Annotated in this window: 30 protein-coding genes and 1 other RNA gene; 20 read left to right on the plus strand and 11 right to left on the minus strand. The window is 33.2% G+C overall.

Annotated features, from left to right (window positions below; genetic code table 11):
* Window positions 1–47 precede the first annotated feature (47 nt).
* Window positions 48–836 (plus strand): carboxypeptidase-like regulatory domain-containing protein, encoded by a 789-nt coding sequence (locus tag RM538_RS01840; protein ID WP_311331687.1) that lies wholly within the window; start codon window positions 48–50, stop codon window positions 834–836.
* Between the two features lies 1 nt (window position 837).
* Entirely contained in the window at window positions 838–1143 is a 306-nt protein-coding gene (locus RM538_RS01845; protein WP_311331688.1) for a DUF6122 family protein, read from the plus strand.
* 70 nt (window positions 1144–1213) lie between these two features.
* Here RM538_RS01845 and RM538_RS01850 read toward each other — a convergent pair whose 3' ends face one another.
* Genes RM538_RS01850 through RM538_RS01860 form a run of 3 tightly spaced genes read right to left on the minus strand, consistent with a single transcriptional unit; the run spans window position 1214 to window position 3890 of the window.
* Window positions 1214–2320, minus strand: a complete 1107-nt coding sequence (locus tag RM538_RS01850; protein ID WP_311331689.1) for a peptidylprolyl isomerase — start codon at window positions 2318–2320, stop codon at window positions 1214–1216.
* A gap of 6 nt (window positions 2321–2326) precedes the next feature.
* A complete protein-coding gene (gene gldI, locus RM538_RS01855) occupies window positions 2327–2878 on the minus strand; it encodes a gliding motility-associated peptidyl-prolyl isomerase GldI (protein ID WP_311331690.1) in 552 nt (183 codons plus the stop codon).
* Window positions 2868–3890 carry a DHH family phosphoesterase gene (locus RM538_RS01860; protein ID WP_311331691.1) on the minus strand — a complete coding sequence of 341 codons (1023 nt, stop codon included), beginning with the start codon at window positions 3888–3890 and terminating at the stop codon, window positions 2868–2870. Before RM538_RS01860 ends, gldI begins: the two co-directional genes overlap by 11 nt.
* 78 nt (window positions 3891–3968) lie before the next feature.
* Between RM538_RS01860 and RM538_RS01865 the strand changes: the two genes are divergently transcribed.
* Window positions 3969–5015 (plus strand): alkaline phosphatase D family protein, encoded by a 1047-nt coding sequence (locus RM538_RS01865; RefSeq protein WP_311331692.1) that lies wholly within the window; start codon window positions 3969–3971, stop codon window positions 5013–5015.
* Between the two features lie 62 nt (window positions 5016–5077).
* Window positions 5078–5497: a nucleoside-diphosphate kinase gene (locus RM538_RS01870; RefSeq protein WP_311331693.1), complete on the plus strand. Its 420-nt coding sequence runs from the start codon at window positions 5078–5080 to the stop codon at window positions 5495–5497.
* A 54-nt stretch (window positions 5498–5551) separates the two neighbouring features.
* Here RM538_RS01870 and RM538_RS01875 read toward each other — a convergent pair whose 3' ends face one another.
* The 3 genes from RM538_RS01875 to recF are packed head-to-tail and all read right to left on the minus strand — an operon-like array spanning window position 5552 to window position 7348.
* Complete coding sequence (locus RM538_RS01875) at window positions 5552–5848, minus strand: DciA family protein (protein WP_311331694.1); 297 nt, start codon at window positions 5846–5848, stop codon at window positions 5552–5554.
* A gap of 2 nt (window positions 5849–5850) precedes the next feature.
* The gene (locus tag RM538_RS01880) at window positions 5851–6267 is read right to left on the minus strand and encodes a hypothetical protein (RefSeq protein WP_311331695.1); all 417 of its coding nucleotides are present in this window, start codon (window positions 6265–6267) and stop codon (window positions 5851–5853) included.
* Between the two features lies 1 nt (window position 6268).
* Entirely contained in the window at window positions 6269–7348 is a 1080-nt protein-coding gene (gene recF, locus RM538_RS01885; RefSeq protein WP_311331696.1) for a DNA replication/repair protein RecF, read from the minus strand.
* 149 nt (window positions 7349–7497) lie between these two features.
* Here recF and RM538_RS01890 point away from each other — a divergent pair, with 149 nt between their 5' ends.
* The 14 genes from RM538_RS01890 (at window position 7498) to RM538_RS01955 (ending at window position 18494) form a co-directional block, all read left to right on the plus strand.
* The gene (locus tag RM538_RS01890) at window positions 7498–8265 is read left to right on the plus strand and encodes a tetratricopeptide repeat protein (protein WP_311331697.1); all 768 of its coding nucleotides are present in this window, start codon (window positions 7498–7500) and stop codon (window positions 8263–8265) included.
* Window positions 8266–8291: 26 nt separating this feature from the next.
* Window positions 8292–8789, plus strand: coding sequence for a 6,7-dimethyl-8-ribityllumazine synthase (gene ribH, locus RM538_RS01895; RefSeq protein ID WP_311331698.1), 498 nt, complete (start codon window positions 8292–8294; stop codon window positions 8787–8789).
* Window positions 8790–8972: 183 nt separating this feature from the next.
* Entirely contained in the window at window positions 8973–9347 is a 375-nt protein-coding gene (locus RM538_RS01900) for a DUF3703 domain-containing protein (RefSeq protein WP_311331699.1), read from the plus strand.
* Between the two features lie 10 nt (window positions 9348–9357).
* Window positions 9358–10152: a cation efflux transmembrane domain-containing protein gene (locus RM538_RS01905; protein WP_311331700.1), complete on the plus strand. Its 795-nt coding sequence runs from the start codon at window positions 9358–9360 to the stop codon at window positions 10150–10152.
* A gap of 726 nt (window positions 10153–10878) precedes the next feature.
* Window positions 10879–11415, plus strand: coding sequence for a hypothetical protein (locus tag RM538_RS01910; RefSeq protein ID WP_311331701.1), 537 nt, complete (start codon window positions 10879–10881; stop codon window positions 11413–11415).
* A 228-nt stretch (window positions 11416–11643) separates the two neighbouring features.
* Window positions 11644–12099 carry a hypothetical protein gene (locus RM538_RS01915; RefSeq protein WP_272854332.1) on the plus strand — a complete coding sequence of 152 codons (456 nt, stop codon included), beginning with the start codon at window positions 11644–11646 and terminating at the stop codon, window positions 12097–12099.
* Window positions 12100–12262: 163 nt separating this feature from the next.
* The gene (locus RM538_RS01920; RefSeq protein ID WP_311331702.1) at window positions 12263–13033 is read left to right on the plus strand and encodes a DUF6090 family protein; all 771 of its coding nucleotides are present in this window, start codon (window positions 12263–12265) and stop codon (window positions 13031–13033) included.
* 138 nt (window positions 13034–13171) lie between these two features.
* Complete coding sequence (locus RM538_RS01925; RefSeq protein ID WP_311331703.1) at window positions 13172–13567, plus strand: hypothetical protein; 396 nt, start codon at window positions 13172–13174, stop codon at window positions 13565–13567.
* Between the two features lie 202 nt (window positions 13568–13769).
* Complete coding sequence (locus RM538_RS01930) at window positions 13770–14297, plus strand: acyl-CoA thioesterase (RefSeq protein ID WP_311331704.1); 528 nt, start codon at window positions 13770–13772, stop codon at window positions 14295–14297.
* A 233-nt stretch (window positions 14298–14530) separates the two neighbouring features.
* Window positions 14531–15094, plus strand: a complete 564-nt coding sequence (locus tag RM538_RS01935; protein ID WP_311331705.1) for a hypothetical protein — start codon at window positions 14531–14533, stop codon at window positions 15092–15094.
* A gap of 653 nt (window positions 15095–15747) precedes the next feature.
* Window positions 15748–16263, plus strand: a complete 516-nt coding sequence (locus tag RM538_RS01940) for a DUF2975 domain-containing protein (protein ID WP_311331706.1) — start codon at window positions 15748–15750, stop codon at window positions 16261–16263.
* Window positions 16264–16266: 3 nt separating this feature from the next.
* Window positions 16267–16473, plus strand: a complete 207-nt coding sequence (locus RM538_RS01945; protein ID WP_311331707.1) for a helix-turn-helix domain-containing protein — start codon at window positions 16267–16269, stop codon at window positions 16471–16473.
* A gap of 156 nt (window positions 16474–16629) precedes the next feature.
* On the plus strand, window positions 16630–17307 hold the full coding sequence (locus RM538_RS01950; protein WP_311331708.1) for a hypothetical protein: 678 nt from the start codon (window positions 16630–16632) through the stop codon (window positions 17305–17307).
* A gap of 98 nt (window positions 17308–17405) precedes the next feature.
* Window positions 17406–18494: a S41 family peptidase gene (locus RM538_RS01955; protein ID WP_311331709.1), complete on the plus strand. Its 1089-nt coding sequence runs from the start codon at window positions 17406–17408 to the stop codon at window positions 18492–18494.
* Window positions 18495–18537: 43 nt separating this feature from the next.
* On the opposite strand, the gene RM538_RS01960 is transcribed toward RM538_RS01955, so the two are convergent.
* Both RM538_RS01960 and RM538_RS01965 read right to left on the minus strand, forming a co-directional pair.
* Window positions 18538–19119: a MiaE family protein gene (locus RM538_RS01960; RefSeq protein ID WP_311331710.1), complete on the minus strand. Its 582-nt coding sequence runs from the start codon at window positions 19117–19119 to the stop codon at window positions 18538–18540.
* A 156-nt stretch (window positions 19120–19275) separates the two neighbouring features.
* On the minus strand, window positions 19276–21141 hold the full coding sequence (locus tag RM538_RS01965) for a DNA polymerase III subunit gamma/tau (RefSeq protein WP_311331711.1): 1866 nt from the start codon (window positions 21139–21141) through the stop codon (window positions 19276–19278).
* Between the two features lie 91 nt (window positions 21142–21232).
* Between RM538_RS01965 and rnpB the strand changes: the two genes are divergently transcribed.
* An RNA gene (rnpB, locus tag RM538_RS01970) (RNase P RNA component class A) lies at window positions 21233–21542 on the plus strand.
* On the opposite strand, the gene RM538_RS01975 is transcribed toward rnpB, so the two are convergent.
* From RM538_RS01975 to RM538_RS01985, 3 genes are read right to left on the minus strand one after another with little or no spacing between them, the layout of a single operon-like run.
* Window positions 21541–22077 carry an RsmD family RNA methyltransferase gene (locus RM538_RS01975; RefSeq protein ID WP_311331712.1) on the minus strand — a complete coding sequence of 179 codons (537 nt, stop codon included), beginning with the start codon at window positions 22075–22077 and terminating at the stop codon, window positions 21541–21543. The two genes, rnpB and RM538_RS01975, sit on opposite strands and share 2 nt — an antisense overlap.
* Window positions 22077–22904 carry a DUF3822 family protein gene (locus RM538_RS01980; protein ID WP_311331713.1) on the minus strand — a complete coding sequence of 276 codons (828 nt, stop codon included), beginning with the start codon at window positions 22902–22904 and terminating at the stop codon, window positions 22077–22079. Before RM538_RS01980 ends, RM538_RS01975 begins: the two co-directional genes overlap by 1 nt.
* Window positions 22879–23631, minus strand: coding sequence for a hypothetical protein (locus RM538_RS01985; protein ID WP_311331714.1), 753 nt, complete (start codon window positions 23629–23631; stop codon window positions 22879–22881). Before RM538_RS01985 ends, RM538_RS01980 begins: the two co-directional genes overlap by 26 nt.
* Window positions 23632–23759: 128 nt before the next feature.
* Here RM538_RS01985 and RM538_RS01990 point away from each other — a divergent pair, with 128 nt between their 5' ends.
* Window positions 23760–25181: an ATP-dependent DNA helicase gene (locus RM538_RS01990; RefSeq protein WP_311331715.1), complete on the plus strand. Its 1422-nt coding sequence runs from the start codon at window positions 23760–23762 to the stop codon at window positions 25179–25181.
* Window positions 25182–25184: the final 3 nt, after the last annotated feature.

Genomic DNA, 25184 nt, shown 5'->3' on the forward strand with positions numbered 1-25184 from the left:
TGGCACAATATTGACGTCTATTATGTAACTTTACGTTTATAATTGCTATGAGAGTATTTTTCACCATTTGTTTACTTTTTTTATGTACTTACCTTTCAGTAGGTCAAGAATCTATTGCACAACCTCCAATTATTGAAGGTAAAGTGCTTAACGATGCGAATGATGAACCTCTTGAGAACGTAAATATTGTAAACCTAAATAGTGTAATTGGAGCAACATCTAACAAAGATGGTAGCTTCAAAATACGTGCTGTAGTTAATGATACTCTTTACTTTTCATATTTAGGTTTTAAGTCTATACGTGTTCGAGTAACAAATGACTGGATGAAATTTGGTGGAGATATAAAAATAAAAATGACAGAGCTGAGTATTGCACTTGAAGAAGTAGTAGTAAAACCTGTACAACTTACAGGATATGTAGAAGTAGATGCTAAAACTATCCCAATTTACGATAATTACAGATATAGAATATCTGGATTAAGCACAGGTTACGAAGGAGGAAACCAGCAACCAAGTGCTGTTAATAAAGTCTTGAGTGCAATATTTAACCCCGCCGACTTCCTCTATAACGTGTTTGGAAAACGACCCAAACAGATGCGAAAACTTCGTAAAATGAAGGATGATGATGAAATTAGAAACCTACTCCAATCTAAGTATGATAGAGAAACCTTAATGGCTGTTTTACAATTAGAAAAAGTAGATGTAGATGAAATTTTAAATAAATGTAGCTACTCTGCCGATTTTATTCGTACGGCAAATGATTTACAAATCCTTGACGCGATAAGTGAGTGTTATGAGGAGTATAGAGTCTTAAACCGAAAAAAGGATAAGAAGTAATTTGCAAACCATTATTCATTATTCGTTACATTTTTTACTACCAGGCATTATTGCTTGGTTTTTTTATAGAGAATATTGGGTAAAAGTTTGGTTACTACTACTAGCAACTATGTTAATTGATTTAGATCACCTATTAGCCACTCCTATTTTTGATGCTAACCGCTGCAGTATAAACTTCCATCCGTTGCATAAGTATTACTCGCTAGGAATTTATATACTCTTTTTATTTTTTAAACGAACCCGTATCATAGGAATTGGATTGGTGTTACATATACTTACGGATTGGTTAGATTGTCTTTCAATGTAAAGCCCTAAAATTTAAAAAGCCCTTTTCATCAAATGAAAAGGGCTTTAAAGTGTATAATCAACTTTATTTTTTACTTCACTTCTACAAGCTCAATTTCAAAAATAACATCTGAGTTAGGAGGTATTACATTTCCTGCACCTCTTGGACCCCAACCTAAATGTGATGGTATGTACGCTATTATTTTGTCACCTACATTCATAGTAAGCAACGCTTCTTTAAACCCTGGTACTAGATTAGCATCTGGCCCATACTTAGTTGGAGCTGGGCTATAACCATTTTGAGCTACTTTTTGAGGATTTAACATTTCATACTTTTCCTCTTTTTCACGAATATTAGAGTCAAATAGCTTTCCGTCTTCTGCTAAGTATCCAGCGTAATTCATCGTTACTGCCGAACCTTCAGCAGGCTTAGCTCCGTCACCTTTTTCAATAGTAACTATTTGTAATCCAGACTCAAGAGTCTCTGCATTTTCTTTTTGTTCAAGTAAGTACTTTAAAGTTTCGGCACCAACTTTTGCAATACGCTCTTCCTTTTCTTTCTTTTCTTGTTCGAGCTCTGTCATTGCATCTTCAAAAGCAGTTACCTTTACATTTCCTTTGTTTATGATGTTTACTTCGTTAATAGTTACAGCATCAACAGGTTTATTACTTGGCTTTTGTACTTCTACACTTCCAATAGAATCTACAACTTCTTGACCCATAACAATTTCACCAAATACTGTGTGCTTTCCGTCTAACCAAGGTGTTTCTTTTAGAGTAATAAAAAACTGACTTCCATTAGTAGCTGGACCACTATTTGCCATAGATAAAATCCCTTTACTCTTGTGAGTTAAAGAATCTACAAACTCATCTGGAAATGTATATCCAGGGCTCCCAGTACCATCTCCTTTGGGGTCACCACCTTGAATCATAAAGTCCTTAATTACTCTATGAAAGGTAAGACCATTAAAATATTTTTTACCTGCTAATGTTGAGTCTACCATTGTATTACTTCCTTCGGCTAGTGAAACAAAATTTGCAGTTGTAAGTGGGGTAGCTTCATTATATAACTTAGCTACAAACGTTCCTTTGTTAGTTATAAACTCTGCATATACTCCATTATCTAAATCTGGATATTTACTTTGGCATGAACCTAAAGCAAGGGTTGCGACTAATATTGCAAAAACAATTTTCTTCATTCTAATTTAATTTTCTTCGGTTTGATTTATTGATTTTAATGTAATTGTACTTTTTACAGGGACGTTACTCCCTAATTTTCCTTGGATACCATAATATCCATAGGCTTTGTATGATGGAAACAAGAAAGTAACTTGTTCTCCTTCTTGCATTAATTTTATTCCTTCTCGTATCCCTGAAATAAGGTCTTGATTTGTTTGTTCTACTTTATAAAATTGTAGCCCTGTTTCTTCTTCTGAAAGAATTTCCTTTCCGTTAAAATCTTCAATATTATAGGTAAAGGTTACTTCATCCCCAAAAACCGGTTTGTTGGTAACAATGCTATCTTTACTATTATAATAATACCAGAAACCATTTTCTGAAGTGATGTAATTTCTTGTGCTGTCTTTATCGATGATAGACTGGATAGCTGCTTTCTCCTGCTCATATAGTTTTTTATTTCTCTCTACAGAATTTTTTATGAAGGTTCCAGAATTAGATTGAACAGGTTTCCTTGCTTCAGGAGATTTACATCCAAAAACAAAAAAACAACTTAATATAAAAACAGTTCTAATGAGCATTTATCAACTTCTCTTTATAGCTTGACAAGATACTAATAAATTCAGTAACGGTATCTGCTAGAGACAAATCACTTTTCCCTCCGGCAGCGTTATTATGACCGCCCCCGCTGTAATGATTTCTTGCAAATTCATTTACTGAAAAATCTCCTTTACTTCTAAATGAAATTTTAACTATAGACTCTTGCTTGTTTTCAATAAAAATTACGGCAAACTTTATTCCATTAACAGATAGTGCATAGTTTACAAACCCTTCGGTATCTCCTTTTTTAAACTTGTGGTCATCAAGTTCTTTTTGGGATAACGTAATGTAAGCAGTATTAAATTCTTTTAAAACAACAAGATTTTTTAATGCAACTCCCAAAAGTTGTAATTGCTCAGGGCTTTTAGTGTTATAAATATTTTGGTGTATTAAAGCTCCATTAGCACCCAATGCTACTAAATGTGCAATTACAGTGTGAGTAATCGCAGTTGTAGCAGGAAAACGGAACGACCCTGTATCGGTCATTATTCCTGTATAAATTTGGGTTGCAATATCTTTATTAAAAGTATGTTGTAACTCAAGGCTGGTTGCAAAGTGGTAAACCATCTCACAGGTAGAACTCATAGAAGTATCACTATACATCGCAACTGCATAGTCATCTGGTGCTTGGTGGTGGTCTATCATTATGAAATCTGCTGTAGCTTTCATAAGAACATCTCCAAGGTTTCCAACTCTAGAAAGAGCATTAAAATCTAGTGTAAAAATTAGGTTTGAGTTATCTATAATTTCTTTAGACTTTTCTATGGCTTGCTCGTAAATAACAATATTCTCACATTGTGGTAACCATTTCAAAAAATGAGGAAAGTCATTTGGCATCATTACAGTAACAGTATGCTCTGTAACTTTTAATATTTCACCAAGGGCTAAACAAGAACCTATTGCATCACCATCTGGGTTTTTGTGACCAATAATTGTTATATTTTTTGGAGACTGTAGCAGGTTTTTTACTTGCTGGATTGTTTCTTTATCCATAGAAGTACGAAGATACAATTTCTTAACTTTTGAATGGTTGAGAATGGCTAAATTTGAAAAACCTTTAACACTTACTTCATGAAATATCTAGTTTTTACATTTTCGCTCTTTATTTTGTTTTCATGTAAACAGCAAACTGCAGAGCATTCTCATGAACATCAAGAAACTGCTTATGAAAAAAAATCAGACTACACCATTGTTTTTGCAAGCTGTAGCGACCAAGATAGGCCACAACCTCTTTGGCTGCCTATAATTAACAATAATCCAGATCTATTTATTTGGGGAGGTGATAATGTTTATGCAGATACAGATGATATGGCAAAAATGGAAGCAGATTACAACAAAGTTTGGGATAATAAAGACTATCAAGAACTAGCTTCTAATACCGAAATTATAGGTGTTTGGGATGATCATGACTATGGTAAAAATGATGCAGGGAAAGAATGGACTAAAAAAGCCGAAGCGCAACAATTACTCTTAGACTTTTTAAAAGTACCAGAAGATGATGTGAGACGAAGTAGGGAAGGAGTCTATTTTTCAAAAATGATAACTACTTCAAAAGGGAAAATTAAAATCATTTTACTAGATACGCGTTACTTTAGAACTCAATTAAAGAAAAGTGAAGACCCTAATAAAAGGTATGACCCTTGGAGTGAAGAGGAGGGAGGAACCTTACTTGGTAAAACACAATGGGAATGGTTCACTGACGAATTAAATGATACTACTGCAGACTTCACCATGATTGTTTCTAGTATTCAGTTTTTAAGTGACCAACACGGTTGGGAGAAATGGGGAAATCAACAAGCTGAAGTAGAAAAAATGTACAATACCATTGCGAGTGCTAAAGCAAAAAATATCTTTTTTGTAAGTGGAGATAGGCACATGGCAGAGATTTCTAAAAATGAACTGGACTCTAAAGAGTATCCATTAATAGATTTTACCTCAAGCGGATTAACACATACTTGGCTTACAACACCTACAGAAGAAAACCCATATCGAATAAGTAATGTGATAAAACAGTTAAATTTTGGAGTGCTTCATTTTAATTTTGACACAAAAGAAATCACATTCGAAATTAGAGGAGAAGATAACTTTTTATATGAAAGTTATACGCAAAAGTATTAATCATCAATATTGATTGTTTTTGAACTCTAATTGGTTATTTTTGCACAAAATTTTAAAACTAGATGAGAACAGATAGAACGTTTACAATGTTAAAGCCTGATAGTGTTGAAAAAGGACACATTGGTGCTATTATTGAAAAAATTACTTCGGCAGGATTTAGAGTTGTTGCTATGAAGTTAACACAAATGACAACTGCAGACGCTAAAGAATTTTATGCAATCCATAAGGAGCGTCCTTTTTTCGGTGAGTTAGTAGAGTACATGACCAGAGGTCCTATTGTAGCTGCTATTCTTGAAAAAGAAAATGCAGTAGAAGATTTCCGTACACTTATTGGAGCTACAAACCCAGAAGATGCTGCAGAAGGAACTATTAGAAAACTATACGCAGCTTCTATTGGAGAAAATGCAGTACATGGTAGTGATAGTGATGAGAATGCAGCTATTGAAGGTGCTTTTCATTTTGCAGGAAGAGAAATGTTTTAAGACAATGTCTTAGTTATATTAAAAACGCCACTCAAATTGAGTGGCGTTTTTGATTTATCGTAAAACTAATTTGGTGATCAACTGTTTTCCCAAAGTTTCATTAAGCAGTTTTACTATCTTCTCTTTCCCATAACTTAATTCTTCTCGTAGCACCGAAGAACTTAACTGAATGTATAAAGTGCTTCCATCAAGTTTTACTTGCGTTGTATATCCAGAAACACCAGGCCCCATTACCTCATGCCATACCTCATTAATAGCAACTTTATCTAACCCCTTTTGCAGTTTGTTGTTGCTTATAAAATCTTTTAAAATATCACCCATAGGATTGGGCTCATGGTTTCTTTTACTCATAGTTACTCAAAAGTAAAGTTTTTAAAGCGTTTGTAGGTATATTTAATTTTATCTTTATTAAATACAACTAGTGAGCTGTCTTTAACATGTAGTATTGTTTCTTTCCAACTATTGTAAGGTGTTTTATAATACAAGTGCAGACTGTCATTTTCTTTTTTTATACTAAATGTTTCAGCACTTTTAGAGGTTGTAAAGGTACCATCAAGCTTTGGAGCAACTTTTTTTCTAATACCTACTGTATCGCCATTTATTTTAATAAAATCTATGGTAGTACTTAAACCGAAGTCTTTTTCAGTTCCGTCACTTAAAGCTACTTTCTCTATTTGCCAATACCCAGAAAGGTCCTCTAGATTAATTTCACTTTTCTTTTTACAACCAAAAATAAAGAGTGGAAGTAGTAGTAATAAGAATTTTTTCATTTTATAGTTTAAATAATTTATAGCTCTGGTGTACTTTTTTAATTACCGCTTCGGTTCTATCGGCATGGGTGTCACTAATAAATAGTTGCCCAAACTTTTCTTCATTAACAAGTTTCATTATTTGCGATACACGTTGCTCATCTAGTTTATCAAAAATATCATCTAGCAGTAGGATAGGATTTACGTTACTTTGTTGTTTAATAAAATCAAACTGCCCTAACTTTAAAGCAATGAGATATGACTTTTGCTGTCCTTGCGAACCAAATTTTTTAATAGGATGTCCGTCTATTTCAAAAATAAGATCATCTTTATGTATCCCAAAATTGGTGTATTGGCTCATCTTATCTTTTGTAATATTATCCTGTAATAGGTTAAGTAGAGGAGCCTCCTCTAACTGACTTCGATAACGCAGATGTACAGTTTCTTTACTATTGCTTATAGATTGATGGCGTTTTAAAAATATGGGTGTAAACGCTTCAAGAAACTGTTTACGTTTTTCAAAAATAAGCGTTCCATATTCATGTAATTGAGCGTTGTATATATCAATAGTATCTTGATTAAAAGTGTGGTTTGCTGCAAAATACTTAAGTAATGAGTTTCGTTGCGAGAGTACTTTGTTGTAGTTTATTAAACTTGTGAGGTAAGCACTATCGCCTTGTGAAATCACACCATCCATAAACTTTCGGCGCGTATCACTCCCTTCAATAATAAGGTCTCTATCGGCGGGAGAGATAATAACAAGAGGTAAAAAACCTATGTGTTCGCTAAACTTTTCATAGGGCTTTCCATTTCGTTTTATAATTTTTTTCTGTCCGCGTTTTGCGCTAACTAGTATCTTTTCTTCTCTTTCGGCTTTTAGATATTTCCCTTCAACCACAAAAAAATCTGTGTCGTGTTTTATGTTTTGCGTAGTGATAGGATTAAAATAGCTTTTTCCAAAGGAAAGATGGTAAATAGCATCTAGTACATTGGTCTTTCCAACCCCGTTATGACCCACAAAACAATTTATTTTTGGGTCAAATTCAAAATCTATCGAGTCAAAGTTTTTATAGTTAAGAAGGGCAATTTTTTGTAATATCATGTAAACTAACTACTTGCTATATTAGTATTGTATAATTTTATTCAGAAAAAGATACTCAAAATCTAATGCAAATTATTGAAAAATAAGGAATCTTTTCCCTTTTAAATTCTAATAAATATTTTATTTTTGCGCATCAATATTCAGAATATATGGCAACCTATAAGAAACGAGGTGGAAAACCTAGAACAAAGGCAGAAAAGCAAGTAGAGTTAGAAGACGATAGTGCAACGGCAGAAGTGTTTAACACGCTAGACTCTGGAGCTTCTAAGACCGAAGCTTGGATTGAGAAAAACCAAAAAGCAATTCTTGGTGTGATTGGTACTATTGCTGTTTGCGTACTAGGATACTTATTATATCAACAATTTGTACAAGAGCCTAAAGAAACAGAAGCGATGAATGAGATGTTTCAGGCACAGAAGTATTATAACCTAGCTTTAAATGCACCACAAGCAAAAGACTCTTTATACAACTTATCGCTTAACGGTGGTGAAGGGAAGTATGGGTTTATAGATATTGTAGATGAATATAGTGGTACAGATGCTGCAAACATGGCAAACTACTATGCTGGGATGGCGTTTTTGCAAACTGGTAAATACCAAGATGCAATTTCGCACCTTCAAGATTTTAGTAGTGACGATGCTATGCTAGGACCCCTTGCAAAAGGAGCTATAGGTGATGCCTTTGTACAAGTAAACCAAGAAGCAGATGCTTTAAAATATTATGAAGATGCTGCAAAAATGCAGGAGAACGAAGTTACAACACCACGTTTTTTACTTAAGGCTGGAATTACAGCGATGAACCTTGGTGAAACTTCAAAGGCATTAGAACACTTCTCTGCTATTTTTGAAAACTACCCTAACTCAACAGAAGCTACTAAAGCAGAAGCTTATAAGGGTATGACCGAAGCAAAACAATAAACACTTCCCCTTGTTGGGAATACTATATGGCAACAACCAATTTATCTGCATACGATAAAGAAACAATCCCAAACGCGAAAGACTTTCGGTTTGGGATTGTTGTTTCAGAATGGAATCCTGATATCACAAATGGGATGTTTCAAGGGGCTTTTGATGCTATTTTGGATTGTGGTGGGCTTAAAGAAAATATAGTACGTTGGAATGTGCCTGGTAGCTTTGAGCTTATTTATGGCTGTAAAAAAATGACCGAAAGCTTTGAGATGCTAGATGCCGTAATTGCTATTGGTAGTGTGATACAAGGCGAGACTAAGCATTTTGACTACGTATGTGAAGCCGTAGCACAAGGCATTAAAGACCTAAATGTACAAGGCGACATCCCTGTGGTGTTTTGTGTGTTGACCGATAATACAATGCAACAAGCCATAGACCGTAGTGGTGGTAAACACGGTAACAAAGGTACTGAGGCTGCCATAGCCGCTATAAAAATGGCACAACTTAAAAAAGACGCCAAGTTTTATAAGTAATCCTATATTCTACTTTAAGAGATTTTACTTTCTTACTTTTCTATTATTATTTTTTATAGCTTTACAGGATATCGTTCACCAAAAACTTACGTTAACCTGATTTATTTACGGGATAACGCTACTAAATTGAACGATATAACAAGTTGTAAGTAATGCGAAAAACGAACTTAGAAAATACAGCAAATGAAATTTTATACAGTATTACCAAAGAGCTTAAAACCTTTTTACGAATCAGAACTGAATAGCTACCAATTTGAGTATCAAAGTGACAATTTATCAAATGCTTGGAATCATTTAGAACGAGCACACATAATTGGACAAAAATATCCTTTTGCTCACACATATGTTCATTGGAAAATGTTACAGTTTGGAATCAAAATAAAAAGTGGAAAAGAAGTGATTGGACAGATTCCAAGATTAATATTTGGAGGTGTAAAATCTTTCGTAGGTAAAATTCCTGTTGGAAATCCTGGAGGAGCTAATGTCCCACCTTTAAAACCATTTCCAATAGACAAAGAGATACAAGATATTTTTATTAATGCAGGAATTCAAGTTTAAAGTATTTTAAATGAATAAGTCAATATTTGAAATTACCAAAATGGATTGTCCTTCAGAGGAAAATCTAATCCGAATGAAATTGGACGGAATCTCAAGTATTGCGAATTTGGACTTTGACATTCCGAATCGAAAACTGACCGTTTTTCACAGCGGAGAAACCGACCAAATCGAAAAGTCCGTTATCGAACTGAATTTAGGTGGAAAAAAAATCTTGACCGAACAGACCGACCAAAAGGAATTTAAAGAAAACGCAAACCAAAAAAAGCTACTTTGGTCTGTACTTGCAATCAATTTTGCCTTTTTCATTATCGAAATGACAACGGGAATAATCTCAAAATCAATGGGACTTGTTGCAGACAGTTTGGATATGCTTGCTGACAGTTTCGTGTACGGAATTAGCTTGTTTGCGGTTGGCGGAACGTTGATTAAGAAAAAGCGGATTGCCAAACTTGCTGGATATTTTCAAATTACACTTGCGATTATCGGATTTGTGGAAGTTTTAAGAAGATTTTTTGGAAACGAGAATCTTCCCGATTTTTCGACAATGATTATCGTTTCGATTTTTGCACTTATCGCAAACGGAATTTGTCTTTACATTTTGCAAAAGTCAAAGAGTAAAGAAGAGGCACATATGAAAGCGAGTATGATTTTCACCTCGAATGATGTCATTATTAATTTAGGAGTAATAATCGCTGGAATTTTGGTAAATTGGTTGAGTTCGAGTAAACCTGATTTGATTATCGGAACAATCGTTTTTGTATTGGTAATTCAAGGTGCGTTTCGGATATTAAAATTAAGTAAGTGAGTGAAAAAAGCACTACTTACAACAACGTATATAGCTCATAGCTTGTTAGTTGCTTAAATGAAGTTAAAGCATATTTGGAAAGTCGCCAAATTTTTAAATTTGACGACTTTCCAATAAAAAAGATAAATAGTAAAATTTAAAAATCTGGCTTGTGCTTAATCCGAAAATAATTTTCTAATTTGCACGCAACGAGCCATATACAAGACCGTTGGCGCTTATTGCACGGATGCGCCACAGGCGCAGAAAATTTTGGCAGTTTCTGAACCAATTTTGAACTAGTTCAGGCTCGGTCTCATTCAGACAGAGATCCTCACTCTGATCAAAAAACGGCTTATCTGAACCATTTTCTCGTGAAATTGAATTTTCCTCTTCTCAATAAACTTTTGATTTGATCAAAATGGAACATTTCTCACTCTTACGGTGACTGAAAAGCTGAATCGCTAGCTGAAAAACTAATGGTTGATTTGATTTCTTTGGGCTTTGAAAATCTCCATGTGACTTTTACCGAACCAGGTTCAGCCTGTGCCGGATCAAAGTTCCGGTTGTGCAACAAGAGCCAACAATGTATAACGCCCATTGCTTTGGTTGATTCCTACTGGGAATCAACCACGCATTCGGAAAATTCTCCGCAAATTCATTAAATTGCTAAGTGAAACGACGCAACGGGTCGTTATACGTTACCGTTGTGAGCAAGCTGTACAAAACGAAGTGAGAAACATTGAACAATTGATAAAAGAACTAATTCCGCCATCTGATTACCAAAATCGGAATGGATTTAGTAATGAACACATTGTTTTGAGCTTAACCGAAAAGGAAAAATTGGAAGTTGAGCGAATCCTAATTGAAATACTTGAAAAGAGTGAAGATGATTTGATTGGGGAAACGCTGACAATAATGAAATCGGCTAACTCACTTCCTGCTTTACAAAAACGGCTGAACTTATCTAAAAGTCCGACTATGACAATTATTTGGGCGAGTTACATAAACGAGATAAAAAATGGAGATGAGGAAATGAAAGAAATCGCGTTAAACGAAATGGACAAAGTTTCGGAAAAATATTCTCGAATCGGAATCTTTCACCATTTAGCTAAATTTAGTGACGACCGAATAAATAACAAGATTCGGAATTTTATAAATCATAAAGATTATTTGACTGCTTACAATGCAAGAACTTCTCTTGGAATTGACACAGCGGAAATAATAAAACGAGAACAAATAAAAAACGGAATCGGAACAAAAAAATGGTGGGAAATATGGAAATAAAAAGCCAGCTCACAACAATGTATAACCGCAATTACGGCAGATTCGACTACGTCCGAATCCACTCGGAATTGCTAAAGTCTGTGCTTAACCGAAAAGTCTGCGTATATTAACCCGTAACTGACGGTTATACGAGACCGTTGTGCGTCATATGACAAGCGACAGTAACAAAGAAAAACGGGAAAGCTGAAAACCGATTAGAGTAAGCACCTAAACTAAAACTGACAAAATATGAAATCAACTTTTAAATTTCTAATTGCTGTGATTTGCTTTGCAGTATTTTCGACTATTTCAGTTTTCGGACAAACGACTGAAGAACAAAAACTTTCGTATAAAACAGGAAATCCAGCGGATTGGCCAAAAGACCAAGATGCGGTTGTATCTGCACCAAATAATCATAAAATACTATTGGAAAATGATAAAGTAAGGGTTTTAGAAGTAACTGTCTTACCCAACGAAATTGAACCTGTTCACCATCATCAATGGAAAAGTGTCTTATATATTATAGAAGCTGGGGATTTCATTGACCGAGACGCAGAAGGAAATGTGATTATAGATACCCGGAAGTTACCTGAACCTCTTGTTTTTCCTTTGACAATGTACAAAGACCCTGAAGCACCTCATACAGTAGAAAATTTAAGCGATACGAAAACTATTCGGCTGATAAGAGTAGAAATGAAAGAATAAAATACGAACGCACAACAATGGCTATAAGCAATTGCTTGTTCTTGCCTACTTCTGAAAATCCTCGCGGATTTTCAGCTTGGTATGTACTTGCAAAGTTTAGTGCTAACCCACGCAACTACTCATAGCCTAACCGTTGTGCTTCATTATAACCAACCAATAACCAATGATAAAATTCTTTCGTAAAATTCGTCAAAACTTACTATCTGAAAATAAATTCAGCAAATATTTGATTTACGCAATTGGAGAAATAATTCTTGTCGTAATCGGAATACTGATTGCTCTGCAAATCAATAACAATAACGAATTAAATAAACAAAGAGCCAAAGAAGTACAGTTCTTGAAAAATCTAAAGAGTGATTTAATTTTTGAAGAAAGTGAACTTGAACGCTACATTGGAATTAGGGAAAGTATAGTGAGCTCGGCTCAAATTGCTCTTGAACATTTTAATGGAAAGCCTGTAGAGAATATTCAAATGTTTAACTATCATACCTTTAATGTGGGAATCTGGCAAGAATTTCAACGGAACAACAACACTTTCGTAGAATTATTAAATTCTGGAAATTTCACAATAATCTCAAACGAATCAATAAAAAATGAGCTTTTAAATTTAGACTTAATCCACAAACAAATTATATCATATCGAGAACATTTGAGAAATGATATGGAGCACTATTTTTATGACCCTTGGTTCAGAACTGTTGATTTAGATCCTTTTGCTCAAAGCTTTGTTTTCTACGCTAACAATGGAGAATTTGATACTGAAATAAGGCTTTCAAGGGAAGAAATAGACAGGCTGATTAACAATAAAGTCTTTAAGAATGGATTTGTCGTTTCAGTATTTACGAATTCGTTGATTATCGATGATTACAAAAAAATGAAAGATTTGAACAAAAAAGTTGTTGACTTAATTAACAAAGAAATAACGAAAGGCTAACAACGTATAACGCGCATTACACGGGATGGTCAAGAGAATGAAAAATACGTCGGAAAAAACAAAATATTCCTACATCTGAAAAAAACGTAACTTTCAAAACCGCACAACGCGCGTTATACAAAACCGTTGTAAAACATTTTGAAAAAAACACTCTACATATTGATTTTAGTAAGTTTCGGATTTAAATGCGCTGATAATAATTGCGAATTAAAAGACGGAAAATATAAAGTAATTTATGACGAACAGTTTTCGGAATATCCAAAATTTGAGTTTGAAATAAACGGACAAAACTTAACGGAAATAAACTCTGTGAAAAATCGGAATTATATTATTGAAAATCTTGGTGAAAATTCATTCCGACTAAAATCGCTGGAAAAACAAACGGACTCTCTGACTGAATTTCAAAAGACATTAATGTCGCACAGAAAACCATACTATGAAATAACGGATTGTAAAAATGACACTATCGAATTTACAATGCGAGTGAATTTGCACGTGATTTCACATTCTGGAAAATTTGTAAGAACAGAATGAATAAAAAACGTTTTACAACACCGTATAAAATTAATTGCTTGTTTTAAGCCTACTTACGAACATTCCTGCGGAATATTCTATCTGTGATTTATTTGCTAAATTAGGTGCTTATAACACGCAACAAACCATTTACAAAAACGTTGTGTGCAATTATGACCAGCGCATCGTCCTGAAAAAAAACCAAAGATTAAACTATTGAATTATGATATACTATTGGTTACATCTAATATACATTTACATAGGTTCAAAATTTTTTTGGAAAAAAATCGATTTGGATTCTGACCTCACTCGTATTAGAAGAGTTAGTATTTTGGATTGTGATTCCTTAAGATATATGGCAAATTCTAAATATTTTTATTATATGGATTTTATTAGGTTTGAGATTTTATTCAGGTCTAAACTTTACGAAAACACATTTAAAAAAGGAATATTTCCTGTTCTTGGTTCACAAAAGATTATTTATAAAAAACCTCTTAAGAGATGGACAAAATTTAGCATAACTCTTATTTTAGATGGATGGGACGAAAAGTGGGGCTATCATCGCCAAGTTTTTAAGCAGAATAATGAAATTTGTGCAATAGGATATACTAAATTTGCCTTATGGAAAAATAGAAAAGCACTTTACTTGCCAAAAATATTAGCTGATAGTGGAATCAAAAAAACAGAAATGAATCCATCTTCAGAAATGCTAAATATGTTCAAAAATGATTATGAAATGATTAAAAATTAAAATTAAAATAGTTGAATAAAACTGTACACAACAATGCATATATTTTATGTTTCGTTTTTGGCTTAACTTGAATCTCCCCAATTAATAGTAAATTGATCCAACGGATAAATCCGTCGGCGCGGCGCTACTGCCCCAGCTGATTCTCACGCTGTCGCTTCCAGCGCTAGCCGAACCAGCCGCAGTCACGCCACAAAACATATACAAGACCGTTAACAAATATTAGAACTGAATCTATGAAAGTAATTTACATAACAATCATACTTTCTTTTTTTTTGAGTTGTTCTTCATCTCAAAAAGCAGTTAAGGAAACGAAATGTCCAAAAATTTACAAGAATAAGTTTACGGAAATTTTAAATGAAAAGTATGTTGCTGTAAATGGTAAAGACACTACAAAAATTAATGAGGTTAGATATGAATGCGTTTTTTCTGCTTTATATACGCACAAAGTGATGTATGATAAATATGGGAAATGGGACAAAGTAATTTTTCCCAGTAACAGAAATCACCCAATACTAATGTGGAATAATGTTGACCTCTTGTCAAACGGAAAAAAATATACTGTTTTGACAAACGGACTTGAGGAATGGAAACATATTTACGCATCTGTTATGATTTTAGATGAAAAGGAAAGAGACATTTTAACAGAACAAACTGAAGAAAAAATTGCTCTGACAAATTTCTTTGGTGAATTAATTAAAAACCACAATCCAAAAAACAAAGATTTTTATGAAGTCTATTGGAAAATGGTTGACCCAAAACGTTGGGAGCAAATTAAAGAATATCAAAAGAATGAATAACCTTTGCTAACACCCGCTATAGTTAATTGCTTCTAACTTTCCTCTCGGAAATTCATTCGTGTTTGCTAACTTTGGTTTACGTCGCAATGATACTCTCACACCATTCTGTACCGAAACAAAGCTAAGACCGTAGTAACACATTAGAGAACAAAATTTGAGCCAACTAAAAAACTTCATAAACCCAATTACGGAGTTTTATACAAGTCCAAATGTGTATTCTAAAAAATGGTATAATCCAGCAATTAATCGTTGGTATCTATTCTTATAAATCTTTCAAAAATGAATTTAAATTAACAACTCAACGATACTTTAATGTATTTAGTTTTTAGTTCAGAAGCCTAATAATTATCATTTTTAAATAAAAAATTATCGTTTTACAATAATTTTATTTTATATTTGTCTCCATTATAATAATCTCTATCTAATAAAACGAACTTATGTCAAACAATTTACAATCAAGAGAAATCATAATCAAAGGAAATAAATTAGAATGTAGTATATGCAAGCATGACAAATTCTTATTAAGAAAAACCTTGATGAATACACCAAAAATGACTTTTTTCAAGTTAGATTGGGCTAATAAGACGGCACAAAATTATATATGCAACAATTGTGGCTTTGTACATTGGTTTATGAATTAATAACATACTATTATGACAACTAAAAGGATACTTAAGATAATGTATATTATTACATGGATAATCTTTATTGGGCTTTCACTTAGGGCTGTTGGCACAGTACTAGCTTACATCATTAGTTTCGTGAATGAGGGAGCTGTTAAAGATCTATATAAAGAAATGAATTTACTAGTATACAAGCAGAATAGTATAACTCAATATACCATTATTGTTGGTTACAGGCTTATACAATTTAGCATACAAGCTTATATAGCATTTCTCGTAACAAAACTTTTGAGCAATTTAAATATTCAAAGGCCTTTTAATACTAATGCATTAAAACAAATGCAAAAAATAAGCTATTCCCTTTTATCGCTTTGGGCAATAGTTGTAATACATAATTTTCATGTAGGTTTTTTAGAAGCAAGTACAGGAATATCCGCAAAATTGCTTTCAAGTGAGTTTGTTTATATTGTAGGTATTGTATATGTTTTTTCATTACTCTTTAAAAGAGGAATAGAGCTACAATCTGAAAGTGATTTAACCATTTAAATTATGCCTATAGTAGTTAACCTTGACGTCATGCTCGCAAAACGTAAAATGAAGAGCAAAGATTTAGCAGAGATCATTGGTATAACAACTGCAAATTTGTCCATATTAAAATCTGGAAAAGCCAAAGCTATTAGATTTTCTACTCTTGAGGCAATTTGCAGAGCGCTTGATTGTCAACCAGCAGATATTTTAGAATTTACAAATGAGTAATATAGAATATTAACTCTATAGTTAATTGGTTCTGTCTTTCATCTCGAAAAGTCCTCTTAATTTTATTATCTTTCGGTTACAGCGGAGAGAATCTTTGTAGATTACTCTGCAACGAAATCATAGCCGAGAAGGTAGGCAGTAATATAATTTAAAGCGATGCAACAGTACTCACTATCAATTTTATTCACATTAACAACTTTATTAAATATTCAATCACAAGAATATTTTGAAGGAGAAGTCCATTTTAAAACAACATACGAAACTCTCGTTGAAAGTGTTCCAAATGAATTACTAATTCAAGAGTTTGGTGATAGTTTGGTAGGCTATGTGCAGGAACACAGGTATATAATGAAAAGTAATACAAGAGGAGCATCTGGAGAACAAACATTATTGATGCTAATGGATGAGAATTTAGTCTATTTTGTTCAAGAAAAATCCGATACAATTTATAGATACCCAATTAATCAAGTTAAGGAAGAGCTACTTGAAGTCCATAAAATTAAGGATGAAACAAAGGTTATTTTAGGAGATGTTTGTCCAGCTTTAGTTCTAAACACTAAAAATGTTGACCCTGAAAACCCTTTTACAGTTACTTTAGGAAAGTATTATTATAACCCTAAGTACAAATTAAACAAAGAGGCTTATAAAAATCATAAAAGCGGCCATTGGAATGCTTTTGTTAACGAAAGTGGGGCAATTAGTGTAAGAAATGAGGTTCGGCACGAGCCTATTTATAAGTCCGTGATGGAAGCCTATCTTATCTTACCTAAAGAAATACCAGATGAACTCTTTAACATTGATAGATATAATAAAATAATTGTTGACATTGAATAGACTAATGTTAACTTCTGAAGCAAAACAAAGTACATGCTATTTTAAACTGTCACGAAACCAGACCTAAGCCTTGTAAGGGAATATTTAAGAGAAAACTAATGAAGAATTTTATAATTGCTCTACTATTAACAGCTTTCAATATAGCATTTAGCCAAGATAATCGAGTTGAGCAACCAATAAAAAACTTTGACAAGCTCTGGAATGAGTTTAACGATAGATATGCCAATTTTGAGATAAAAAACATCAACTGGAACGAAATCTACAAAAAATATAGACCCTTAATAAATGAAAATACAACCAATGATAGCTTGTTTAAGGTTTGTAATAACATGCTACTTGAGCTAAAAGATGGCCATGTTAATTTAGTCCAATATGGAAAAAAAGACAGAGTAGTAAACAAAGCAGATGACGGTAGCCCATCTACATTTATTAAAAACTTTCCTCTCTCAAAAGAAGAAACCCCAAATATTCATCAATTACTTAAAACAGCCGACAAAACCCTTAAAGACAATGGTTTTCTCACAATTGGGGTTTCCAAAAAAGGTTCTATGGAATATGCCGTGTCAAAAGAGTATGGTTATTTAAGGGTTTTATCAATGGGCAATCTGTCTTTGAGTGACTACAGGAAACACTCTGATAATGCCGTTGAAGCTTTTAAAAATTTAAAAGGTATAATCATAGATGTTCGATTTAATGGGGGAGGTGATGATAAGGCTTCATTTGAAATTGCAAGTAGATTTACAGACAAAAAAAGGATTGGACACTATAAGAGAGAAAAAATAAAAGGTAGTTCGGACTTTAAAAAACTAAAAACAAAATATTTAGAACCCTCTGGTGAAAAACAATTTGTCAAACCTATAGTAGTTTTAACAAGTGACCTAACTGCAAGTGCAGCAGAAGTTTTTACTATGATAATGAAAGAATTACCATATGTTAGAGTCGTAGGAGATAATACTAATGGAATTTTCTCTGATATGTATAATTTTAAGTTGCCTAATGGATGGCTTGCTACTTTATCACACCAGCAATACTTTTCATCCAAAATGAAAAATTTTGAAGGCATAGGTATAGAACCTGATATAAAACTCTTAAATCAACCTCAAGATATTAATAATGAGATTGACCCATTAATTGAAAAAGGAATAGCTGAATTAAAAAAAGCAGCCGCAAACAATGGCTATGAGTAGTTTTGCTATTGACAAAGATTTTGATGGTATATAAAAATTCTTACTACCCATGAATCGTTTCTTTTTTACTTAAATCCTTCATCACTTCTGCCTCAAAGGCTAGTAGTTTTTTCCATTTGACATCTACTTCTTCGCGGTCACCATATTTTCTTGCGAATCCTAAAAACATAGTGTAGTGATTAGCTTCACTTACCATTAATTTTCTATAAAATTCTGCCAATTTTTTATCTTCTAATTCTTCACTTAACAACCTAAAGCGTTCACAGCTTCGGGCTTCTATTAAAGCAGCATACAGTAATCTATGGACTAGTTGGGTAGTTCTACTACCTCCTTTGGGAAAGAACTTTGTAATCGCGATCACATAGTCATCTTTACGGTCTCGTCCCATGACCCAGCCACGCTCCGTAATTTTATCGTGAACCATTTTAAAGTGACTAATTTCTTCTTTTACCAAGCTAACCATTTCTTGTACCAGGTCTGTATATTCTGGAAAGGATACAATAAGAGAAATAGCAGTTGAGGCAGCCTTTTGCTCACAATACGCATGGTCTGTGAGTATTTCTTCTATATTTTTTTCAACAATATTTACCCATCGTGGGTCTGTAGGTAGTTGTAAGCCAAGCATAGTTTTAAAATTCCAAAATTAAATTATAAAATTCCAAGTATAAAGAACAAATTAAAAAGAACAAAGTAGTGAGAATTAATTTTCGCAACTTCATGTTTAAAACTCAAAGCCCTTGTTATCTGATTACCAAATTAATTAATCAACTAATTTCCCAACTTAAATATCCAAATCAAAATCTTTGCGGAGCTTCTCTATAGCTGGATTTTTTTCTTTTAGCTTTTCAAATTTTTCTCTTGGGGTGTAAGCATACCTTTTTATTTCGGTTTCGTTTACCTCAATAGAAAGATCTACATCGTAGTTGTTTAGTTTTTTACGTAAAAACCCTAGTAATTCGTGCTTTGCGCGTTCTACTTCTACTTTAATAGTACTGTTTGGAAACTCAAGATGAATTAATGAGCCCTCCAACTTGGGTACACCCATAGAAAGGTGTGAGAGTAAGTTGTATTGTCCTTTTAACTCTACTTTTTTGGTATATTCATTCCAAGCAGTAATCATTTCTGGCTCAGTAAAAGTTTCCTTTGGTAAATTTTTCTGGTCGGGTTGTTGTGCAACTAACTCTCTTTGTAATTCTTGCTTTTTTTGAATACTCTTAATAGAAAGTGCTGAAACTTTTTTTGCGTTTCGCTCTGCAAGTATTTGCGGTCTTTCTATAACTCGCTTTGGTTTTTCTGGGTCTGTTGGAGTAGGGGGTTCCTGTTCTTTTTTCTCTTCGACTACTATTTTTGAAGTTGAGACACTTTTATTTGTTACAGCTTCATTAGTTGGGATATTCTCTTTTGGTTCTTCTTCAGCTAATTTTTTTGAAGTTGTTTCTACTATCTCTTGAGCTATTGTAGTAGTTTCTTCTGCTGCTTTTACTTCTTGAGAATTAGATGTATCATCTTTAGGAGTTGGCTCTGCTGCTTTTACTTGTGATGGCGGAATCACATATCGCTTACTCGTTACACTAGTCTTTTTTTTTTCAGGCTGTGCTGTAATAGAAGCTAGCTGCAAAAGACAAAGTTCTACCAGTAATCGTTGATTTCTACTAGTTTTGTATTGTAAATCGCAGGTATTAGCTATTTGTATGGCATCTAGTAAAAAGTCATATGGTGCTTTCTGAGATTGCTCAAAATACATTGTTTTTACTTGCTCTCCCACTTCTAGCAAACCTATGGTCTCCTGATTTTGACAAACTAATAAATCTCTAAAATGAGAAGCAAGCCCCATAATAAAGTGGTGTCCATCAAAACCTCTGGATAGTATTGTATTGTATGCTAGTAATACTTCAGGAATTTTATTTTCTAATAATAGCTGTGTGACATTAAAATAATAGGTGTAGTCAAGCACATTAAGGTTTTCGGTAACTGCCTCTCTTGTTAAATTTTTTCCGGAAAAACTTACTACTCTATCAAAGATAGAAAGAGCGTCACGCAAGGCTCCATCTGCCTTTTGAGCAATAATATGTAAAGCGTCATCTTCTGCATCAATGTTTTCAGCTTTAGCAACTTCGGTTAGATGCCCTTTAATATCTTGTACGGTGATACGCCTAAAGTCAAAAATTTGGCAGCGAGACAAAATAGTTGGAATTATTTTGTGCTTTTCTGTAGTTGCCAAAATGAATATGGCATGTTTAGGCGGTTCTTCTAATGTTTTTAAAAATGCATTAAAAGCAGCCGATGATAGCATGTGTACCTCATCAATAATATAAACTTTGTATTTACCTACTTGTGGTGGGATGCGTACTTGGTCTATAAGATTACGTATATCATCTACAGAGTTATTGGATGCAGCATCTAGCTCAAAAATATTGAATGCAAAGTCTTCACCTTCTTTTTCGGTACCATCTTGGTTTATTTTTTTAGCAAGAATACGGGCACATGTAGTTTTTCCAACCCCTCTAGGTCCTGTAAATAATAGTGCTTGAGCAAGATGATTATTTGCTATGGCATTATCTAGAGTATTTGTAATGGCTTGCTGTCCTACTACATCTTTAAATGCTGTGGGTCTATACTTTCTAGCCGATACAATAAATTGTTCCATAGTAATAACAAATATAAAGATGTATGTAGTGTTATTAAAAAATTAGAGGTTGCTATTTTACGCTATTTATTAACATTACCCTACTTTTGTCGTTGCAGGCCGCCTTATCGTTCCGCTTTTAGCGGAAAGGAAAGTCCGGACACCATAGGGAAGCATAATGGCTAACAGCCATCCTCCTTTTTTAGGAGCGGACTAGTGCAACAGAAAGGATGTACAGGTAATGCTGTAGTGAAATCAGGTAAACTCTATGCGGTGAAATGCCACGTAAACCTACGCTTAAGAGTGCCCGCTCAATGTAGGAGGGTAGGCAGATAGATTGTGCAAGTAATTGTACAACCAGATAAATGATAAGGGTTACACTAAGTGTAATACAGAATCCGGCTTATAGGCCTGCTTTTTTTAAGTTTTGAAAAAACTAAATACAGATCCACCATATCTTCTTGATTCTGTATAGTTTTTTATACTTGACAAATCATTGTGTTTAGTGTGCTCAATGATAATAAAACCACTTTCAGTTAAAAAGTCATTAGTAAACAATGTATCCACAAGGTCTTCAAGTTCTTTTTCTGAAAAATTATAGGGAGGGTCTGCAAAAATGATATCGTGTTTTCCTTTTGGTTTTTCAATATACTTTTTAACATCAGATTTTATAGTTTGAATGTCAAAATCTAGTTTTGAAGCAGTTTCAGAAATAAACTTAATGCAACCGTAATGTAAATCTACACAAGTGATATTTTTTGTGCCTCTTGAAGCAAATTCGTAGCTTATGTTACCCGTGCCAGCAAACAGTTCTAAAAGTGATACCTCAGGAAAATAAATTCGGTTATTTAAAATATTGAAAAGACCTTCTTTTGCAAAATCTGTTGTAGGACGTACCGGAAGGTTTTTAGGTGCAACTAATCGTTTTCCTTTATGTTCTCCAGAGATTATACGCATTAAAGTAAATATTTTAATTCACAATTTTTGTGTGCAGCATCTTCTTCAGAAAGAAAAGGAGTTTCATTATAAGCTGAATAAAAATCTATATTTCTAATGTACTTATATAGAATTTCAAAAATTGCATCTTCCTTATCGATAGCTCCCATTACCGAAGTTTTAATACTATCAGGGTTAATTTTAAGCTGTTCAAAAGCAAAAAGCACATAGTATATAAAATCTTCTGGAGTTTTGTATAAATAGCTATTTACTAATAGTGGCGTACCGTTTTTAATGATAAAGAGATTAAAATGGTTTTCAAAAACATTGATATAACATACTTTTTCTAAGGTATGCTTTTCGTGGTCTAAGATCATTTTTAAAACCAAAGAACTGTTATGATAGTAGGTAAAGCTGCCAACTGTATCAATAAAGTAGTTATTGATGTTTACGTAAGGTACATATACATTAATTATGTCGTGTGTTTTTACTTCATCATATGCTATATAATCTGAAGGTAAAATCTTTGCATTAAATTTTAGGTATTCACTTAATTTGGTTTCGTCAAAAAGTGTTGAAGGAACTAGTGTACTTAAGTCTGTAGCGTAAATTATTGCAACACTATTGAATGTACTTTTTAATTTTTTCTCTTGGTCAATTGTATTCTTTAAATGAATTTCAATTTCTTCTGGAGTTGCAGTATTTGGTAGGCTTATTTTTTTAAAAAATAGAACCTCTTTAGTAGCTAAATTATGTACTAAAAAAGAAAGTCCGGTCAATGAAATTTGAACGGACAGTCTTTTAGTATTTAATGTTTCTATGTTATTGTCCTTTTGCAGGAGTGTCATAAATTTTAGGCCAGTTTCCTGTTGTATTTATATCGTTCATGTCACCTACTTTAATGTAAGCTCCATTTACACCATCTACAGATATTGTTTGCTTTTCTTTAATAATTTCATCCTTATCAAGCCCTTGTAAAACAACGTCTTTAGATACTTTTACTTCAAATACTGAGTATTCTGTCTCATTTTTAATGTAAGTACCAGCATCAAGATCAAACTGTTGGTCTGTGTCTGGAACATTCATCATTGTTTTATATCTATCTGTACCCTGATATAATGAATCTTTTACAGTTCTATACCCAATAGTATCTACAACTACCGTTTCTATGATATATCCTCCTGTTTGTGGATCTAATCCAAAGGCTCTGTTCTTTTCAACATCAGCATAAGCACTATCTCTACGAGTTGTAATTGCAAACTTTGCAGTATCAATAAAACGTACTAAACTATCAAAATCACCAACAAATGTTCTGTGTATATCTTGGTGGGCTAGCTCTGCAGCCTGGATATCTTTAAGCTTTTTAATAACCTTTGCGTATCTAATTTCTTTCTCTTTGTTGAATCTTACAGGTCCAATTATAGAGTCGTATAGTTGATATGCTAAAAATCCAATTAAAACCCATAAAACGAGTGATACTATTGGATTGAATTTTCTAGGAACAAATTTTCTAAGTATAAAAACTGAAAGTATTAATAGTATTAGTCCAACCAGAATTAAAAGAAGTGATGACATAGTTTTTAAATGAAGTTTATTTACATTTTGATTAATAGGTCTCTCGCAAATCTACAATTTTTTTTTGTTCGTAAAACTATATTCACAAAAAATCATAGCTATATTTAAACCATATTTTAAAAAGATTAATGGATAAGGCTCACTTTTATAGTTTACTAAAAACAGATTTTGAATATACAACTACCTCAAAACAAGATATTACCCTACAATTATTAGCAGATTTTATACTCAGTAAAACTAAAAATGAAGTTTTTTTACTTAAAGGGTATGCAGGTACAGGAAAAACAACTATTACTGGTACACTTGTGAAAAATTTGTGGAAAGCAAAGATGTCTTCGGTTTTACTTGCTCCTACTGGTAGAGCAGCAAAGGTGATTAGCAATTATGCAAAACGTGAGGCGTATACTATTCATAAAAAAATATATTACCCAAAAAGTGAAAAGGGTGGAGGAGTATCTTTTAGACTTCAAAATAACAAGCATAGAAATACTTTATTTATTGTTGACGAAGCATCTATGATACCAGATATCAATCAAGATGCCAAGTTATTTGAAAATGGGTCTTTGTTAGATGACTTAATGGAATATATCTATAGCGGCTATAATTGTAAATTACTTTTAATTGGTGATACCGCACAGCTTCCGCCTGTGAAACTCACTATTAGCCCAGCCTTAGATAAGCAAACATTGCAAAACCATTATAACAAAGAAGTTATTGAAGTTGAGTTAGATGAAGTGGTTAGACAACAGTTTGATAGCGGAATTCTTGTAAACGCTACTAAACTAAGAGAGCATCTTGAAGATGGATTTTATCAAGATTTTAAATTTAGATCAAAGTCTTTTCCAGAAGTAATTAGACCAGTTGATGGTCAAGAAATTATGGAAGCAATAGATGATAATTTTAGAGAATCTAGTGACGAAGACGCTGTTATTATAGTCCGTTCCAATAAAAGAGCTAATCTTTATAATCAAAACATACGTAGTCGAATTCTTTTTAAGGAAGAAGAGCTTTCAGGTGGAGACTATTTAATGGTAGTAAAGAATAATTATTTTTGGCTAAAAACCGAAAGTGAAGCCGGTTTTATCGCTAATGGAGATATTGTTCAAGTATTAGAAATATTCGGGTTTAAAGATTTGTATGGATTTAGGTTTGCTGAAGTAAAAGTACAAATGGTAGATTACCCAAAAATGAAACCTTTTGAAACTGTATTGCTTTTAGATACTTTAGCTTCACAAACTCCTTCACTTTCTTATGAGGATTCTAATAAACTTTACCAAGAGGTAGTTAAAGACTATGCAAACCTTTCAAACTATAGACGCTTTCTTTCAGTAAAAAAGAATAAATATTTTAATGCCTTACAAGTAAAGTTCTCGTACGCGATAACATGTCATAAATCGCAAGGGGGTCAATGGAATACTGTGTTTGTTGAGCAACCGTATTTGCCAGACGGCCCAGATAAAGATTATTTGAGATGGTTGTATACAGCCATTACTAGAGCTAAAGAAAAATTATATTTACTAGGGTTTAAAGATGGGTTTTTTGTAGATTAGTCT

Origin of the sequence: Patiriisocius hiemis, from assembly GCF_031846325.1 — a bacterium.
Classification (GTDB): Bacteria; Bacteroidota; Bacteroidia; order Flavobacteriales; family Flavobacteriaceae; genus Patiriisocius_A; species Patiriisocius_A hiemis.

Excerpts from the sequence above, each read along its gene's own strand:
- RM538_RS01840 (WP_311331687.1), top strand. The coding sequence starts at position 48 with ATGAGAGTATTTTTCACCATTTGTTTACTTTTTTTATGTACTTACCTT.
- RM538_RS01880 (WP_311331695.1), bottom strand. The coding sequence starts at position 6,267 with ATGAAAAAATTCTTATTACTACTACTTCCACTCTTTATTTTTGGTTGT.
- recF (WP_311331696.1), bottom strand. The coding sequence starts at position 7,348 with ATGATATTACAAAAAATTGCCCTTCTTAACTATAAAAACTTTGACTCG.
- RM538_RS01865 (WP_311331692.1), top strand. The coding sequence starts at position 3,969 with ATGAAATATCTAGTTTTTACATTTTCGCTCTTTATTTTGTTTTCATGT.
- ribH (WP_311331698.1), top strand. The coding sequence starts at position 8,292 with ATGGCAACAACCAATTTATCTGCATACGATAAAGAAACAATCCCAAAC.
- RM538_RS01915 (WP_272854332.1), top strand. The coding sequence starts at position 11,644 with ATGAAATCAACTTTTAAATTTCTAATTGCTGTGATTTGCTTTGCAGTA.
- RM538_RS01960 (WP_311331710.1), bottom strand. The coding sequence starts at position 19,119 with ATGCTTGGCTTACAACTACCTACAGACCCACGATGGGTAAATATTGTT.
- RM538_RS01980 (WP_311331713.1), bottom strand. The coding sequence starts at position 22,904 with ATGACACTCCTGCAAAAGGACAATAACATAGAAACATTAAATACTAAA.
- RM538_RS01975 (WP_311331712.1), bottom strand. The coding sequence starts at position 22,077 with ATGCGTATAATCTCTGGAGAACATAAAGGAAAACGATTAGTTGCACCT.
- RM538_RS01905 (WP_311331700.1), top strand. The coding sequence starts at position 9,358 with ATGAATAAGTCAATATTTGAAATTACCAAAATGGATTGTCCTTCAGAG.
- RM538_RS01890 (WP_311331697.1), top strand. The coding sequence starts at position 7,498 with ATGGCAACCTATAAGAAACGAGGTGGAAAACCTAGAACAAAGGCAGAA.
- RM538_RS01860 (WP_311331691.1), bottom strand. The coding sequence starts at position 3,890 with ATGGATAAAGAAACAATCCAGCAAGTAAAAAACCTGCTACAGTCTCCA.
- RM538_RS01965 (WP_311331711.1), bottom strand. The coding sequence starts at position 21,141 with ATGGAACAATTTATTGTATCGGCTAGAAAGTATAGACCCACAGCATTT.
- RM538_RS01875 (WP_311331694.1), bottom strand. The coding sequence starts at position 5,848 with ATGAGTAAAAGAAACCATGAGCCCAATCCTATGGGTGATATTTTAAAA.
- RM538_RS01940 (WP_311331706.1), top strand. The coding sequence starts at position 15,748 with ATGACAACTAAAAGGATACTTAAGATAATGTATATTATTACATGGATA.
- RM538_RS01935 (WP_311331705.1), top strand. The coding sequence starts at position 14,531 with ATGAAAGTAATTTACATAACAATCATACTTTCTTTTTTTTTGAGTTGT.
- RM538_RS01955 (WP_311331709.1), top strand. The coding sequence starts at position 17,406 with ATGAAGAATTTTATAATTGCTCTACTATTAACAGCTTTCAATATAGCA.
- RM538_RS01950 (WP_311331708.1), top strand. The coding sequence starts at position 16,630 with ATGCAACAGTACTCACTATCAATTTTATTCACATTAACAACTTTATTA.
- RM538_RS01850 (WP_311331689.1), bottom strand. The coding sequence starts at position 2,320 with ATGAAGAAAATTGTTTTTGCAATATTAGTCGCAACCCTTGCTTTAGGT.
- RM538_RS01945 (WP_311331707.1), top strand. The coding sequence starts at position 16,267 with ATGCCTATAGTAGTTAACCTTGACGTCATGCTCGCAAAACGTAAAATG.
- RM538_RS01990 (WP_311331715.1), top strand. The coding sequence starts at position 23,760 with ATGGATAAGGCTCACTTTTATAGTTTACTAAAAACAGATTTTGAATAT.
- RM538_RS01920 (WP_311331702.1), top strand. The coding sequence starts at position 12,263 with ATGATAAAATTCTTTCGTAAAATTCGTCAAAACTTACTATCTGAAAAT.
- RM538_RS01900 (WP_311331699.1), top strand. The coding sequence starts at position 8,973 with ATGAAATTTTATACAGTATTACCAAAGAGCTTAAAACCTTTTTACGAA.
- RM538_RS01930 (WP_311331704.1), top strand. The coding sequence starts at position 13,770 with ATGATATACTATTGGTTACATCTAATATACATTTACATAGGTTCAAAA.
- gldI (WP_311331690.1), bottom strand. The coding sequence starts at position 2,878 with ATGCTCATTAGAACTGTTTTTATATTAAGTTGTTTTTTTGTTTTTGGA.
- RM538_RS01870 (WP_311331693.1), top strand. The coding sequence starts at position 5,078 with ATGAGAACAGATAGAACGTTTACAATGTTAAAGCCTGATAGTGTTGAA.
- RM538_RS01985 (WP_311331714.1), bottom strand. The coding sequence starts at position 23,631 with ATGTCATCACTTCTTTTAATTCTGGTTGGACTAATACTATTAATACTT.